This window comes from Candidatus Nardonella dryophthoridicola, assembly GCF_017656055.1.
Taxonomy (GTDB): domain Bacteria; phylum Pseudomonadota; class Gammaproteobacteria; order Enterobacterales; family Enterobacteriaceae; genus Nardonella; species Nardonella dryophthoridicola.
The window spans coordinates 107,174-122,278 of record NZ_CP069383.1; the positions used below are offsets into that span (position 1 = coordinate 107,174).

A 15,105-nucleotide genomic window follows, 5' to 3' on the forward strand; every position below is an offset into this window, starting at 1 on the left:
TTTTTATATTTAAACATTATTGTTTAATATTTGTTTTTTATAAAATATTAGTTCTTTTATAGATTCTTTTACATCAAATAAAGCTCTATGTATATTTTTTTTTTTATAATTTAGTGAAATATTAGGTTTACATATTTTAACAAATTCTTTTATTGAATTTACATCAATATGTTTATAATTAAAAAAATCTTCTAAAAATGGCATATATTTTAATAAAAATTTTCTGTCATGACTAATATTATTACCACACATAGGAGATTCTTTATATAAACATATTTTAGATATATAATCTATTATTTTTTTTTCAGCTTCTTTTTCATTTATATTACTTTTTCTAACTTTATCTAATAAACCATTTTTAGTATGTGTTAAAGTATTCCATTTATCCATATTTAATAACTTTTCATCATCTTGATGTATTATTATATTAAAACTTTCACATAATATATTTAAGTTAATATTGGTTATTAAAATACCAACTTCTAATATAAAACATTTATTTGGATCTAATCCAGTCATTTCTAAATCTATCCATATTAATTTTTTATTTTTCATTTTTATTATTATTGTTTTTTTTAAATTTTTTAATAGATAATATAATTTCTTTTTTTGCATCAGTATTATTACCATATTCTAATATATTTATTAAAGATTTATTGTTTATTGTTTTATAATTATTTAAAAAAAAATTTATTTTATATAATTTATCTTTTGATATATCTGAAATATTATTAATATCTTTAAATTCATCACTTATAGAATCATCAGGTAATGCAATTATTTTATTATCTTCTATATTATTATCATACATTTTTATTATACCTATTGGTTTACACAATATTATTGTTCCTATATTTATTTTGTAATTTATAGGAATTATAACATCTAAATTATCATTATCTGATGATATTGTTTTATTTATATATCCATAATTAAAAGGATAATAAACTGTATTTTTAATAAATCTATCTACATATAATAAACTATTTTTTTTAGATATTTCATACTTTATATTATTATTTCCATAAGGAATCTCTATTATAACATATATATTATGTGGTATATTTTTACCTGATTCAATTTTATTAAACATAATTTTATTTTAAAATTTTATAATTTTTAGTATAATTATTATATAAAAAAATATAAATTTAAATATGAATAAAAATTTATTTAGTGGTATACAACCAAGTGGTATTATTACTATAGGTAATTTTATAGGTGTTTTAAGTAAATGGATAAATTATCAATATGATTATAATTGTTATTTTTGTATAAATGATTTACATTCAATTACTAATAAAAATATTTTATTTAGTAATAAAGAATATAAAAAAAAAATAATATTTGATACATTATCATTAATAATATCTTCTGGAATTAATCCAAATATATCTAATATATTTTTACAATCTAAAATATTAGAACATACATATTTATTTTGGATATTATTATCAAACATAAAATTAAATAAAATTATTAAAAATATAAATATAAATGATAGAAAAAATATAAAAAATATTGAAATAGGTAAATTAAGTTATTCTATATTAATGACATCTGATATTTTATTATATCAAATAGATACAGTATTTGTAGGATATGATCAAATTAAAAATATAGAATTATGTAAATATATTATAAATATATTTAATAGAAGATTTGATAATTTATTTAAAGAACCAAATTTTATAATTAATAAAAATATAATAAAATCTTTAAATAATCCTAATAAAAAAATGTCTAAATCAGATACTAATAGTAATAGTTATATATCTTTATTAGATAATTATGATTTAATAAAAAAAAAAATTAAATTATCTATAACAGATTCTGATGTGGAATCAAAAATAATATATAATGAAAATGATAAAAAAGGAATATCTAATCTTATTAAAATAATGTCAGAAATTAATAATATTTCTATAAATAAAATAGAAAAAAGTATGATTAATAAAAATTATAATTTTTTTAAAAATTTATTATCTAAAAATATATATTATAAAATAGAAGAAATACAATATAATTATAATATTATAAGAAAAAATGAGAATTATCTTAAATATATAATAGAAAAAAGTACTAATAAAATTAGAAAAATAGCTGAAAAAAGTATAAATGAAATAAAAAATAAAATAGGAATATATGAATAAAAAATTATGTAAAATTACCAATAGAAAAAATATTATAGGTTTTAAAAGATCTCACGCTATGAATAAAAGTAAAAGAAAATTTAAAATAAATATAAAAAAAAAAAAAAAAATTTGGTTATATGATGAAAAAAAATTTATAAAAATAAATATTTCTACTAAAGGTATAAAAATAATAAATAAAAATAATAAATAAAATATATGTCTAAAAATAAAAAAAAAAAGAATTCAGAAAAAATAAAATTAATATCAACTTTAAGTAAACATTATTATACAACATTTAAAAATAGAAAAAATAAAAAAAAAATAGAAATAAAAAAATTTGATCCTATAATAAGAAAACATATTCTCTATAAAGAAAATAAAATAAAATAAAATAATAAAAAATATTATATTAAAATAATATTTTTTATTATTTTTATAATATCAAAAATTTTTGTTGAAGATTTACCTATTAATAAACCATTTATATTTGTTTTAAATATTAAATTATAAACATTTTTATAGGATACAGATCCACCATATAATATATTTATATTGTTTTTTATATTTTTATCAAATTTATATAAAAAATTTAATATCATATTATTTATATTATTTATATGATCAATACTAGGTATAATACCAGTTCCTATAGAAGATATAGGTTCATAAGCAATATTAGTATTATATAATATATTTATTCCATATTTATTTATTATATCTTCTATTTGATTTAATATATTTTTTTCATATCCTATACATAAAATAGGTTCTATATTACTAATTTTAGAAATATAAAACTTTTTGCTTATTATATCTTTATTTTCATTATGAAATTTTTTTCTTTCTGAATGTCCTATAATTACATATTTTACATTTATATCTTTTAACATTTTTAAAGATATTTCTCCAGTAAATGGTCCTAAGTAATTAATATCTGTATTTTGAGAACATAATTTTATATTTATATTATTATTTAATAAATTATTAACATAATCTAAATATATAATTGGGGGAGATATTAATATTTCTATATTATTTTTATTAATTTTTTCCAAATTTTCTTTAATAAAATAAGTAACTTTATTAATAAAGCATTTAATTGTATATTTATTTCCATTTAACTTCCAATTAAAAATTATTTTTTTTTTTTTCATATTTTATTTATTATATTAATAGTATTTTTCAAATGTAAAAATATTTTTATAATTTTTATTTATGTAATCTATATTTTTATTCTTTATTATATTTATAACATCGTTTATTATATTTATATTACCACATATCATAATATGATCATTATAAATATTTATATTTCTTCCAAAATATTTTATTAAATTATTTTTTTTTAAAAAATAAGTTATTCTTTTATTAAAATGATTTTTTATATTTTCTTTAGTAACAAAAATAAATAATTCTATATTATTATAATTATTAATAATTTTTTTTATATTATATAAATAAACAAAGTCCTTTATATATCTTATTGAATGTAATATTTTAACATATTTAAAATTATTGTTTTTATTAAAATCACTTTTTAACATAGATATATATGGTCCTATACCAGTACCTGATGAAATCATCCATAAAGTATTATATTTTTTATTTGGTAATATAAAATTACCATATGATTTTTTTGTAACATAAAAAATTTTATTATTTTTATCTATATTGTATAGTATATTGCTTACAATTCCTGATTTATGTATATATAATTCTAATATTTTAGATTTATATGAATTTATATAAGAATAAAATCTATTTATATAATTATTTCTAATTTTTATTCTTAATATAGTAAATTGACCTGGTATAAACTTTAATATATCAGCTTTAAATTTTATACTAAATAGATAATTACTCCATTTTATTAATTTTATAAATATACATTTTTCCCACATTTTGTTATAATATATATTTATTAATAATATTAATATTATCTTTTATATATTTACTTACATAATTTTTATCTATCAAAATATTTTTATTTTTATATTCTTCAGAATTAAACATAATGTCTTCTAATATTTTATTTATTATAGAATGTAATCTTCTTGCTCCTAAATTTTCTATTTCTAAATTTTTTTTATACGTTATTTCAGAAATATAATCTATTGCTGAATCAGAAAATATTATTTTAATATTATCAGTTGATAATAATAATTCATATTTTTTAATTATAGAATAATATGGTTTTTTTAATATTTCTTTTAAATTTTCTTTAGTTAAAGAATGTAATTTAACTTTTATAGGAAATCTTCCTTTAAATTCTGATAGTAAGTCATTAGGACTAGTATCATGAAATGCACCAGATGCTATAAATAATATATAACTTGTATTTATTATTCCATATTTTGTTTTTATATATGATCCTTCTACTAATGATAATAAATCTTTTTGAACACCTTCATTTGATATATCACTATTTATAGATTTATTTTTAGATATACATATTTTATCTATTTCATCTATAAAAACTATACCTTTTTCTTCTGTTAATTTTATAGACTGATTTTTTATATATTCAAAATTTATTATTTTATTCAATTCATCTTCTATTAATAAAGTTCTTGCTTCCTTTACTTTTAATTTATATATTTTATTTTTATTGTTTATATTTTTAAATATATTATTTATTTGATTTACTGTATCTTCCAATTCAGAAGATGATATAATTTCTATTCCTATAGGTCTTTGATTATATAATACTACTTCTATTTCTTTGTTTTCTAATAATTTTTTTTTTAAATTATTCTTAATTTTTGTTCTTATACTTAAATCATCAATTTTTGATTTATCAAAATCTGAAATTATTAATAAATCTATTATTTTATTTTCTACTTTTTTTTTTATATTACTAGATTTTTTTTTTATAAATTTATTTTTTATCATGTTAAATGATATTTCTGATAAATCTTTTATTATTGATTCAACATCTTTACCAACATATCCTAATTCTGTAAATTTAGTAGCTTCTACTCTAATAAATGGAAAATCTAGAAATTTTGATATTCTTCTAGCTATTTCTGTTTTTCCTACACCAGTAGGTCCTATTAATAATATATTGTCAGGGAATATTTCTTTTTTTATATTTTTTTTTAATTTTGTTCTTCTTAATCTATTTATTATAGCGATAGCAATTTTTTTTTTAGCTTCTTCTTGACCTATAATATAATTATTTAATACTTCAACTATTTTTTTAGGATTTATTTTTAACATAATATTTAATATTAATATATTAATTCTTCTATAATAAAATTATTATTTGTATATATACATATTTCACTTGCTATTTTTAAAGATTTATTAACTATATCTTTAATTGGTAATTTTGTATTTTCTACTAAAGCTTTTGCTGAAGATCTAGCATACATTCCTCCAGATCCTATTGCTATTATATTATCATCAAATTGCATTACATCACCATTTCCTGTAATCAATAGAGATATATTTTTATTAACAACTATTAACATTGTTTCTAATCTTCTTAAAAATTTATCTGTTCTCCAATCTTTTGATAATTCTAGAGCTGATTTAAGAAGATTTCCTTGATAAAAATCTATTTTTTTTTCTAATATTTCTAAAAGAGTAAATGAATCTGATGTACTTCCTGAAAAACCAGATAATATTTTATTATTATATATTTTTTTTATTTTTATAACATTATCTTTTATAATATTATTTCCTAAAGTTGCTTGACCATCTCCACCAATAACAACTGATTTATTATCTCTTATACTTAATATAGTAGTCATATTTTATTATTTTTTTATATTTTATATATTTATTTTTTTATATTTAAAATTATTTATTAATATAATATAATAAAAATATTATAAAATATATACAAATTAGTTTAATAAAAAATAAATAATGAAAAAAAATATACATCCAATTTGTTATAAAATTTTATATAAATGTTCATGTAATAACAAAATATATATATGGACTACTTTAAAAAAAAGATTATTTTTAGATGTATGTAATTTATGCCATCCTTTTAATACTGGTAAACAAAAATTAACTAAAAATACAAGTAAAATAGATAAATTTAATATATAAAATAGAATAAATATTTTTTCATATAAAATTAAATTAAATTTTTATATATTTTATATTTTAATATACTATAAAATTTAAATTTTATTTATTTTATGAAAAAAATATTAATAAATTTATCTTATAATGAAGAATTAAGAATAGCTATTATAAATGATAAAAATATATTAGATAATTTATATATTATAAATATAAATTATAAAAATAATAAATCAAATATATATAAAGGTAAAGTTGTTAAAATAGAACCTAGTTTAAATGCGGCTTTTATAGATTATGGTGAAGGTAAAAATGGATTTTTATCAATAAAAGAAATATCAGATAATTATATAAAAAATAATAAAAATAGTATAAATAAAATTTTATATAAAAATCAAGAATTAATAGTTCAAGTAATAAAAGAAGAAAAAAAAAATAAATGTGCTTATTTAAGTACTTTTATATGTTTAGCAGGACAATATGTAGTATTAATGCCTAATAATAATAAAGTTTGTATATCAAGAAGAATAAATAATGAAAATAAAATAAAAATAAAAAATATATTAAATAGATTATATATACCAGAAAATATAGGATTAATAATAAGAACAAATAGTATAAATAAAAAAATTGAAGATATACAAAATGATATAAATTCTAAATTAAAACATTGGAACTTTATTAAAAGTATTTATAATAAAGTTTCTAAACCATGTTTAATATATAATGAAAATAATTTTATATTAAATATATTTAGAGATTATTTAAACGATAATATAAACGAAATAATAATAGATAATAATGATATATTTGAAATATCTAAAAAATATATATTTATTTTAGGTAAATTAAATTTTATAAAAAAAATATTTTTATATAATGAAAATATACCATTATTTATAAAATTTAATATAGAAAATCAAATAGATTTATTATTTAAAAAAAAAATTAATTTACCTTCAGGAGGTTCTATAATAATAGATTCAACAGAAGCTTTAACAGCAATAGATGTAAATTCTTCAAAATATAAAAAGGGATTAAATATAGAAGATACAGCATTTAATACTAATTTAGAAGCTACTCAAGAAATAGCTAAACAATTAAGATTAAGAGATATTAGTGGTTTAATTGTTATAGATTTTATCGATATGAATAACATTAATAATAATAAAAAAATAGAAGAAAATTTATATAAATATATATATTATAATGATAAAGCAAAAATTAAAATGGGTAATATATCTAAATTCGGATTATTAGAATTAACGAGACAAAGAATAAATAATTCTATAAATGAAATATATTTTTTAACATGTAATAGATGTAAAGGTATAGGATATATAAGAAATATAAAATCTCTTTCTATACATATATTGAGATTAATTGAAAATGAAATTATTAATAATAATTTAAAAGAATTACATATTATAACTCCTATTTCAATTGCAACATATTTATTAAATGAAAAAAGAATTTTTATAAATAATATTGAAAAAAAAAATAATAAAATAAAATTATTTATTATACCTTTTAATAATATTAAAATTCCAAATTTTTATATATATAAGATAAAAAATAAAAATAAAAAAAAAGTAATTGATAATTATTCTATAAGTAAAAATAAATTTATAAATAATATAAAAAATAAATTAATTAATTATAATAATTATAATAATTTATATTTTAAAGAATATAAAGAAAATAATTTTAATTTGTATATTTTTATAAAAAAATATATAAATAATTTTATTGTATTTATAAAAAATATACTCCTTTTTTAAGAAGGAGTAGAGATTCGAACTCTAGAATATTGTAAAATATTTCTGGTTTTCAAGACCAGCGCCTTAAACCACTCGGCCACTCCTTCATAATATAATAAATATATTATAAAATAAAAGTTATGATAGATCAATATATAAAAAATAATAAAAATTTTATTTTTTTAATTAAAGATAAAAAAATTAATAATAAAAAGTTAAATTCAAATCAATTATTTATTATAATAAATGCATTAAAATTTTATGATGAATATAAAATTTCTCCAAGTATTAAAATGTTAATATTTTATATAAAAAAAAATTTTGGACAAAAATATGGTAATATAAAATATATAAAAAATAATTTTAAAAATTTAAATTTAATATATAAAATTTCAAATTTGAATAATAATATTAATTGTTTTTTAGATTAATATTTAAAAATATTTTTATTATTATTTATATTTATACACATAATTATACCTATACCTAATAAATTAGAAATTATAGATGATCCCCCATAACTTAATAATGGTAATGTAGTTCCTACTATAGGTATAATTCCTATAACCATAGATATATTTATAAATATTGACATAAATATGTTTAAAGTTATAGATGATGATAATATTTTATTGAAAATATTTTTAGTTTTTTTAGATATATCAAGCAATTCTTTTATTAACATAAAATATATAAATATTAATGTTAATATACCTATAAATCCTAATTCCTCTGAAAATACAGAAAATATAAAATCAGTATATCCTTCAGGTATAAAATTTAATTTAGATTGAGTTCCATTAAATAAACCTTTTCCAAAAATACCACCAGATCCTATAGCAATTTTTGATTGTATTAAATTATAATTTATACCTAATGGATCTTTTATTAATCCTAATAATGACATTATTCTATTTTTTTGGTATTCTTTAAATAAAGTAAACCAACCTATTATAAAACATATAAAGAAAAATAAAATTATATTTATAATAAAATTAATATTTAATCCAGATAAATACATAGTAATTATACTTGATAAGATAATTGTAATAGATGTTCCTAAATCAGGTTGTATTAATGTTAATATAGAAGGTATTAATACTAAAAATATTATTAAAAAATATAAAAAAAAATTACTTATTTTATAGTTATTATATAATAATTTTGTTATTAATATTGAAGTTGTAAATTTTGATACTTCAGAAGGTTGAAAGTTAAATATTCTTATATTTATCCATCTTTTAACTCCTTTTATTTTTAATCCACTAAATAAAACTAAAATTAATAATATATTATTTATTATATATATTAAAAATGAATTTTTATAAAAGAAATCAGAATTTATATTTATAAAAAATATTAAAATTATAAAACTAAATATTATGTTAAATATATTTTTAAATAAAATTATTTTTGATCTATTACTTGCACTATAAACTAATATTAAATTTATTAATAATAGAATTATAATATATAAAAAAATATTATAATTTAAGTATATATTATTTTTTATTTTGTAAAAATTCATTATTTACATTATAATTATTTTTTATTAATATAAAATCAAATATTTTTCTTAATATATCCCCTGGATTTATTTCATTTCCTATATTTTCTAATATTAAAACTATTGCTATTTTTGGATTATTAAATGGACCAAATCCTATAATTAATCTATGATCTCTTAATTCTTTAGGTACAATATTATTAAAATATTTTTTATTTCTTAAACTAAATACTTGAGCTGTACCTGTTTTACATGCAATTTTATATTTGGAATTATTAAATGATGAATTAGCAGTTCCATTTTTAGAATGAGCTACATTATACATACTAAATTTTATTATATTCCATATATTATCATTAATATTTATAATATTTTTTAAATTATTATTGTTTATAATATTTTTATTTTTTATTATATGTAATTTTTTATTTATTCCATTATTAACCAAAATTAATAATGCATTTAACATTTGTATAGGAGTTACACTAAAATAACCTTGTCCTATACCTGCTGATATTGTATCACCTATGTACCATTTTTTTTTTATTTTTTTTATTTTCCATTCTTTTGAAGGTAATATACCTATTTTTTCGTTTGGTAAATCAATATTAGTTTTTTTATTAAAACCAAAATAACTCATAAATTTGTTTATTTTATCTATACCAATTAAATAAGCTATATTATAAAAATAAACATCAGAAGATTCTTCTATTGCTTTTATTATATTTATCCATCCTCTTCCATTTTTATTCCAATCATTATATATGTTATTACTATTAGGTATTTTCCACCATCCAGGATCATAAAATAATGAATTTAAATTTATAATATTATTATATAATGCTAATAATCCTATATATGGTTTAATTGTGGAAGCTGGTGGATATATTCCTTGTATAGATCTATTTAGTATTGGATAGTTTTTATTATTTAATAAATTTTTAATACTATTATTTTTATATATAAATAAATTAGGATTAAAACTAGGACTAGATATCATTGATAATATAGATCCATCATTAACATCTGATATAATTAAAGATCCTTTATATTTTTTCATTAAATTATAAGAAAAATTTTGTAATTTGAAATCTAATGTTGTACGTATATTATTTCCATTTATAGGCATTATTTTGTTTTTAAATCTTACAAATTTACCTCTATTATTAATTTCTATTTCTTTTATTCCAAATTTTCCTCTTAATATATTTTCATAATATTTTTCTAAACCCATTTTTCCTATATAACTATTTTTGTTATAATTATTTTTATTATTATTTAAAGAATATTTATCTATTAATGAAACATATCCTATTATATGTGAAAATAAATTTTTATATGGATAGTATCTTTTATATTCTATATTTATATTAAAATTTGGAAATTCTATTTTTCTAACTATAAATCTATTTAATTCTGATTTATTTAATTTATGTTTTATTATTATTGGATTAGAAGTATATGATTTTTTTAATCTATTATAAAAAGATTTTATTTCATTTTTATTAATTTTTATTATCTTACTTAGTTTTTTAATTTCTTTTTTTATATTATTTACCCTATCAGGTATTAATTCTATATTATATATTATTTTATTAGAAGCTAATATTTTATTATTTCTATCTAATATTAATCCTCTTATTGGGTTTATATATACTAATCTAGTACAATTTTTATATGATTTTAAATTATATAATTCATAATTATTTATTTGTATATTATATATTTTTATTAATAATAATAAAAATAATATAAATACATAAAAAATTATATTATTTATTCTATTTACACATTTCTCATATATATTATATAAATTATACTCTGAAAATTTCATTATATTATAATTTATTTTTATATTTTATATTAATATAAAATAAAAGATATCTAATATTATTAAATAATATATTATTATTAATATTTTTGTTAAAATTAATTTTATTATAAATTAATATATTTATATTATTAATTATTGTTAATAAATTATATATATCATATATATTTATTATTTTTGAAACTATAATTATATTTTTAACATATTTTATATTTATAGAGTTTTTTTTTAATATATTTAAAATTCTATATTTTTTTTTATTTTTTATATATTTTAATATATTTAAATATATATAAAATAATTTTATTAATTTTAATATAATTAATATATTATTTTTTTTTTATTATATTAATAATTATTTTTTTTTTTTTATAATTAAAATTATATATTAACTTTTCAATTTCTATATATAATAATATGTCATATTTAATTATTAAATAATGATATTTATCATAAATTAAAAAATCTTTTAATATTGAATAAAAATTATTATAATATTTTTTATATATTATATAAAGATTATTTATAATATCTATATTTTTTTTTTTATTTATAAATATAATTTTAATAAATTCTATAAATTCTTTTTTATTATTAATAATACAATTTATTATATTAAAATCATTATTTTTATTTAAATATTTTATATATTTTATATTATTAATAATAATTATAAAAATTATATTTTTATTATTAAATATAAATTGTAATAATCTATAATTATCATTTCTTATATTTAAAATAATTATTTTTTTATTTAAAAACATATCTAAATTAAATAAATTTATGTTTATGTTATTATTATAAGAATAATCATTGATTATTTTAATTTTTTTATAATAAAAATTAATTATTATATTTTTTATAAAAAAAATTATATCTTTTTCATTATAATATAATATATATATAGTATTATTATTGTTTAATATATTATATATTTTATTTATATTATTTATTTTTATCATCATCTATAATAAAATTTATCATTTTATTTTTAATAAATATTATTTTTTTAACATTATATTCTTTAATATTTATATATTTATTATTATATATCTTTTTTATTATATTATTTTGGTTATCATTTTTATTTACTTTAATAATATTTTTTTTTTTAGAGTTTACCATTATATTAATAAATAAAAAACTATTATTATTTATATTTGTTCTACACTTAAATATATTATTATCTTTTCTAGGCCATCTACAAAAATCTATATTTTTTTTTATATTTAAATTTTTAAATATTACAAAACTTATATGAGGAGAAAAAGGATATAAAAATTTTATCAATTTTATGAATATATATTTTAAAAAATATAAATTTGAAATATTATTATTTTTTATTAAATTATTTATTTTATTATATAAATTCATTATCTTAGATATAATAATATTATATTTTTTTTTATACATTAAATTAGTTATAATATCTATTTCATTATTAAAAAATATATTAAAAATATTTTCTTCATTATTTAATATTTTTGTATTTTTTATTAATTTAATACTTTTTATAAAATTTGAAAATTTCCATATTTTATTTAAAAATCTATATATTCCTATTATTTTTTTTTCATCCCATTCTATATCATTTTCTATAGGAGCTAAAAACATTATAAAAGTTCTTAAAGTATCAGCGCCATATTTTTTTACTATTTTTATAGGATCAACACCATTGTTTTTTGATTTTGACATTTTTGATATACCATCATATATTAAATTATAATTTTTATATTTATTTATATCTTCCGGAGAAATCCATATTTTTTTTTTATCTTCAATATAATAATATGATTTAGAATTTACCATACCTTGACATATTAATTCTATTGAAGGTTCTTTACATTTTATTAAATTAAATTTATAAAATAAATTGTTAAAATATCTTATATATATTAAATGCATAGTCGCATGTTCTATACCACCTATATAACAATCTATAGGTAACCAATAATTAGTTATTTTATTATTTACCATTTTTTTATATTTTTTATTATAAGTAAATATTATATGATAAAAAGATGATTCTATAAATGTATCAAAAGTATCTTTTTCTATTAATAGATTTTTATAATTTTTATTTTTATTTTCTATTGTCAATGGAATATTTTTATTATTTATATATTTCATTTTATTATTTCTTTTATTATATATAATAGGAATTGGACTACCCCAATATCTTTGTCTTGATATACACCAATCTTTTATATTAAATATTTTTTTATAAAATAATATTTTTTTTTCGTATAATATATTTTTAATATATTTAGATTTTTTATTACTTATTTTGTTTTTTATATCATTTGTTATTATAAATGAATAATAATTGAAAAAATTCATATTTGAATTAAAAATATTATTTTTTTTTATATAATTATTTATTAATTTTATATCATTATTAATGATGATATTTTTTTTAAAATTATAAATATTTTTTATTAAAATATGAATTTTTTTATTATTTATAGGGATATATACATATAAATTATTTATATATTTATATTCATTCATAATATTTTTTATTAAAATGTTATTTTTATTTATAATTATTAATTTTATATTAAATATATTTTTTATAAAATAATTTTCTTCATATAATAATATTTTATATTTATTATTTTTTTTATTATTTATATATATTGGTAATACTAATTCATACCATTTATTTTTACCTATCCATTTTTTTTGCATAATTTTTACTTTATTATTCCATAATTTAAGTTTATATAAATTATTTAATAAATTTTCTGAAAAATTTTCTATTTTTAAAAACCATTGATTTTTATTTTTTTTTTCAATTATATTATTACATCTCCAACATTTGTTATTTATTACTTGTTCATTAGCTAATACCGTTTTATCTTTTTTGCACCAATTAACAATAGATTTTTTTTTATACATTATTTTTTTATTAAAAAGCTTTTTAATAAAATATTGTTCATATTTATAATATTTTTTTGAACATGTATATATTTCCTTTTCCCAATCAAAACTAAAACCTAACATTTTTATTTGTTTTTTCATATACTTTATATTTTTATATGTCCATAATTTTGGATCTTCATTATTAATTATAGAAGCATTTTCAGCTGGAAGTCCAAAACAATCCCATCCTATAGGAAATAAAACATTTTTTTTTAACATTCTATTAAATCTTGAAATAATATCACCTATTGTATAATTTCTTACATGACCTATATGTAATTTTCCAGATGGATATGGAAACATACATAAACAATAAAATTTTTTTTTTTTTGTATTATTATTTGTTTTAAATGTTTTATTTTTTTCCCAATACTTTTGAACACATTTTTCTATATTTTTAAATGGATATTTAGTATTATTATTCATATTTTTTATGTATATTTTTTATTCCTATTTTATTTAATATATAATTTTCTATTTTATATAATAATATTCTACTTTTATAATTTTTATGATTTATATTTAATAAATGTAGACAACCATGTATTATTAAATGCATCCAATGATTATATAATTTTATATTTTTAATATGTGATTCATATTCTATTTGTTTTTTACATAATATAATTTCTCCTATATATTTTTTATTTTTTATAATATTTTTATATTTAAAAGTAAGTATATTTGTAACTTTATTTATATTTCTATATTTATTATTGATAAATTTTATTAGCTTTTTATTTACTATTATTAAATTTATTTCATTAAATTTATTGTATTTTGATATGCAATTTATACATTTAATTATATTATTTATTTTGGGTATATTATTTTTATTTTTAATTAATAATTTTATATTTATTTTCATTCTTTTTAAGAATATTATTAATAAAATACTAATTTATT

17 protein-coding genes and 1 tRNA gene are annotated in these 15,105 nt (G+C 13.9%); 6 read left to right on the top strand and 12 right to left on the bottom strand.

The genetic code is table 11. From position 1 onward, the window contains the following. Positions 1-9: 9 nt before the first annotated feature. Both orn and JRY34_RS00565 read right to left on the bottom strand, forming a co-directional pair. Positions 10-555, bottom strand: a complete 546-nt coding sequence (gene orn / locus JRY34_RS00560) for an oligoribonuclease (protein WP_172597155.1) — start codon at positions 553-555, stop codon at positions 10-12. Continuing rightward, the gene (locus JRY34_RS00565; protein WP_208967009.1) at positions 545-1,093 is read right to left on the bottom strand and encodes an inorganic diphosphatase; all 549 of its coding nucleotides are present in this window, start codon (positions 1,091-1,093) and stop codon (positions 545-547) included. The genes orn and JRY34_RS00565 overlap by 11 nt, the downstream gene beginning before the upstream one ends. 64 nt (positions 1,094-1,157) lie before the next feature. Here JRY34_RS00565 and trpS point away from each other — a divergent pair, with 64 nt between their 5' ends. From trpS to rpmG, 3 genes are read left to right on the top strand one after another with little or no spacing between them, the layout of a single operon-like run. Beyond that, positions 1,158-2,153, top strand: coding sequence for a tryptophan--tRNA ligase (gene trpS, locus JRY34_RS00570; protein WP_208967010.1), 996 nt, complete (start codon positions 1,158-1,160; stop codon positions 2,151-2,153). Then, complete coding sequence (rpmB, locus tag JRY34_RS00575) at positions 2,146-2,346, top strand: 50S ribosomal protein L28 (protein ID WP_148708381.1); 201 nt, start codon at positions 2,146-2,148, stop codon at positions 2,344-2,346. Before trpS ends, rpmB begins: the two co-directional genes overlap by 8 nt. 5 nt (positions 2,347-2,351) lie before the next feature. After that, positions 2,352-2,525 (top strand): 50S ribosomal protein L33, encoded by a 174-nt coding sequence (gene rpmG, locus JRY34_RS00580; RefSeq protein WP_148708382.1) that lies wholly within the window; start codon positions 2,352-2,354, stop codon positions 2,523-2,525. 14 nt (positions 2,526-2,539) lie between these two features. On the opposite strand, the gene tpiA is transcribed toward rpmG, so the two are convergent. From tpiA to hslV, 4 genes are read right to left on the bottom strand one after another with little or no spacing between them, the layout of a single operon-like run. Then, on the bottom strand, positions 2,540-3,289 hold the full coding sequence (gene tpiA, locus JRY34_RS00585) for a triose-phosphate isomerase (RefSeq protein ID WP_208967011.1): 750 nt from the start codon (positions 3,287-3,289) through the stop codon (positions 2,540-2,542). Positions 3,290-3,304: 15 nt separating this feature from the next. Further along, positions 3,305-4,036: a ferredoxin reductase domain-containing protein gene (locus JRY34_RS00590; RefSeq protein ID WP_208967012.1), complete on the bottom strand. Its 732-nt coding sequence runs from the start codon at positions 4,034-4,036 to the stop codon at positions 3,305-3,307. 4 nt (positions 4,037-4,040) lie between these two features. Beyond that, the gene (gene hslU / locus JRY34_RS00595; RefSeq protein ID WP_148708385.1) at positions 4,041-5,354 is read right to left on the bottom strand and encodes an ATP-dependent protease ATPase subunit HslU; all 1,314 of its coding nucleotides are present in this window, start codon (positions 5,352-5,354) and stop codon (positions 4,041-4,043) included. An 11-nt stretch (positions 5,355-5,365) separates the two neighbouring features. Continuing rightward, entirely contained in the window at positions 5,366-5,890 is a 525-nt protein-coding gene (gene hslV / locus JRY34_RS00600) for an ATP-dependent protease subunit HslV (protein WP_148708386.1), read from the bottom strand. A 118-nt stretch (positions 5,891-6,008) separates the two neighbouring features. Between hslV and rpmE the strand changes: the two genes are divergently transcribed. Beyond that, a complete protein-coding gene (gene rpmE / locus JRY34_RS00605) occupies positions 6,009-6,197 on the top strand; it encodes a 50S ribosomal protein L31 (protein WP_148708387.1) in 189 nt (62 codons plus the stop codon). A 92-nt stretch (positions 6,198-6,289) separates the two neighbouring features. After that, entirely contained in the window at positions 6,290-7,954 is a 1,665-nt protein-coding gene (locus tag JRY34_RS00610; protein ID WP_208967013.1) for an Rne/Rng family ribonuclease, read from the top strand. On the opposite strand, the gene JRY34_RS00615 is transcribed toward JRY34_RS00610, so the two are convergent. After that, positions 7,954-8,040 (bottom strand) — tRNA-Ser (locus JRY34_RS00615). The two genes, JRY34_RS00610 and JRY34_RS00615, sit on opposite strands and share 1 nt — an antisense overlap. 33 nt (positions 8,041-8,073) lie before the next feature. Here JRY34_RS00615 and JRY34_RS00620 point away from each other — a divergent pair. Further along, complete coding sequence (locus JRY34_RS00620; protein WP_148708389.1) at positions 8,074-8,364, top strand: TusE/DsrC/DsvC family sulfur relay protein; 291 nt, start codon at positions 8,074-8,076, stop codon at positions 8,362-8,364. On the opposite strand, the gene rodA is transcribed toward JRY34_RS00620, so the two are convergent. From rodA to ybeY, 5 genes are all read right to left on the bottom strand, one after another. Further along, positions 8,361-9,461 (bottom strand): rod shape-determining protein RodA, encoded by a 1,101-nt coding sequence (gene rodA / locus JRY34_RS00625; RefSeq protein ID WP_208967014.1) that lies wholly within the window; start codon positions 9,459-9,461, stop codon positions 8,361-8,363. The genes JRY34_RS00620 and rodA overlap by 4 nt on opposite strands. Beyond that, positions 9,436-11,274, bottom strand: a complete 1,839-nt coding sequence (mrdA, locus tag JRY34_RS00630; protein ID WP_208967015.1) for a penicillin-binding protein 2 — start codon at positions 11,272-11,274, stop codon at positions 9,436-9,438. Before mrdA ends, rodA begins: the two co-directional genes overlap by 26 nt. 326 nt (positions 11,275-11,600) lie before the next feature. Next, positions 11,601-12,236, bottom strand: coding sequence for a hypothetical protein (locus JRY34_RS00635; RefSeq protein ID WP_208967016.1), 636 nt, complete (start codon positions 12,234-12,236; stop codon positions 11,601-11,603). After that, entirely contained in the window at positions 12,220-14,625 is a 2,406-nt protein-coding gene (locus JRY34_RS00640; RefSeq protein WP_208967017.1) for a class I tRNA ligase family protein, read from the bottom strand. The genes JRY34_RS00635 and JRY34_RS00640 overlap by 17 nt, the downstream gene beginning before the upstream one ends. Beyond that, complete coding sequence (gene ybeY, locus JRY34_RS00645; RefSeq protein ID WP_148708394.1) at positions 14,618-15,067, bottom strand: rRNA maturation RNase YbeY; 450 nt, start codon at positions 15,065-15,067, stop codon at positions 14,618-14,620. Before ybeY ends, JRY34_RS00640 begins: the two co-directional genes overlap by 8 nt. Positions 15,068-15,105: the final 38 nt, after the last annotated feature.

Coding starts and splice junctions, on each gene's coding strand:
- orn (WP_172597155.1), bottom strand. CDS start 555: ATGAAAAATAAAAAATTAATATGGATAGATTTAGAAATGACTGGATTA.
- JRY34_RS00565 (WP_208967009.1), bottom strand. CDS start 1,093: ATGTTTAATAAAATTGAATCAGGTAAAAATATACCACATAATATATAT.
- trpS (WP_208967010.1), top strand. CDS start 1,158: ATGAATAAAAATTTATTTAGTGGTATACAACCAAGTGGTATTATTACT.
- rpmB (WP_148708381.1), top strand. CDS start 2,146: ATGAATAAAAAATTATGTAAAATTACCAATAGAAAAAATATTATAGGT.
- rpmG (WP_148708382.1), top strand. CDS start 2,352: ATGTCTAAAAATAAAAAAAAAAAGAATTCAGAAAAAATAAAATTAATA.
- tpiA (WP_208967011.1), bottom strand. CDS start 3,289: ATGAAAAAAAAAAAAATAATTTTTAATTGGAAGTTAAATGGAAATAAA.
- JRY34_RS00590 (WP_208967012.1), bottom strand. CDS start 4,036: ATGTGGGAAAAATGTATATTTATAAAATTAATAAAATGGAGTAATTAT.
- hslU (WP_148708385.1), bottom strand. CDS start 5,354: ATGTTAAAAATAAATCCTAAAAAAATAGTTGAAGTATTAAATAATTAT.
- hslV (WP_148708386.1), bottom strand. CDS start 5,890: ATGACTACTATATTAAGTATAAGAGATAATAAATCAGTTGTTATTGGT.
- rpmE (WP_148708387.1), top strand. CDS start 6,009: ATGAAAAAAAATATACATCCAATTTGTTATAAAATTTTATATAAATGT.
- JRY34_RS00610 (WP_208967013.1), top strand. CDS start 6,290: ATGAAAAAAATATTAATAAATTTATCTTATAATGAAGAATTAAGAATA.
- JRY34_RS00620 (WP_148708389.1), top strand. CDS start 8,074: ATGATAGATCAATATATAAAAAATAATAAAAATTTTATTTTTTTAATT.
- rodA (WP_208967014.1), bottom strand. CDS start 9,461: ATGAATTTTTACAAAATAAAAAATAATATATACTTAAATTATAATATT.
- mrdA (WP_208967015.1), bottom strand. CDS start 11,274: ATGAAATTTTCAGAGTATAATTTATATAATATATATGAGAAATGTGTA.
- JRY34_RS00635 (WP_208967016.1), bottom strand. CDS start 12,236: ATGATAAAAATAAATAATATAAATAAAATATATAATATATTAAACAAT.
- JRY34_RS00640 (WP_208967017.1), bottom strand. CDS start 14,625: ATGAATAATAATACTAAATATCCATTTAAAAATATAGAAAAATGTGTT.
- ybeY (WP_148708394.1), bottom strand. CDS start 15,067: ATGAAAATAAATATAAAATTATTAATTAAAAATAAAAATAATATACCC.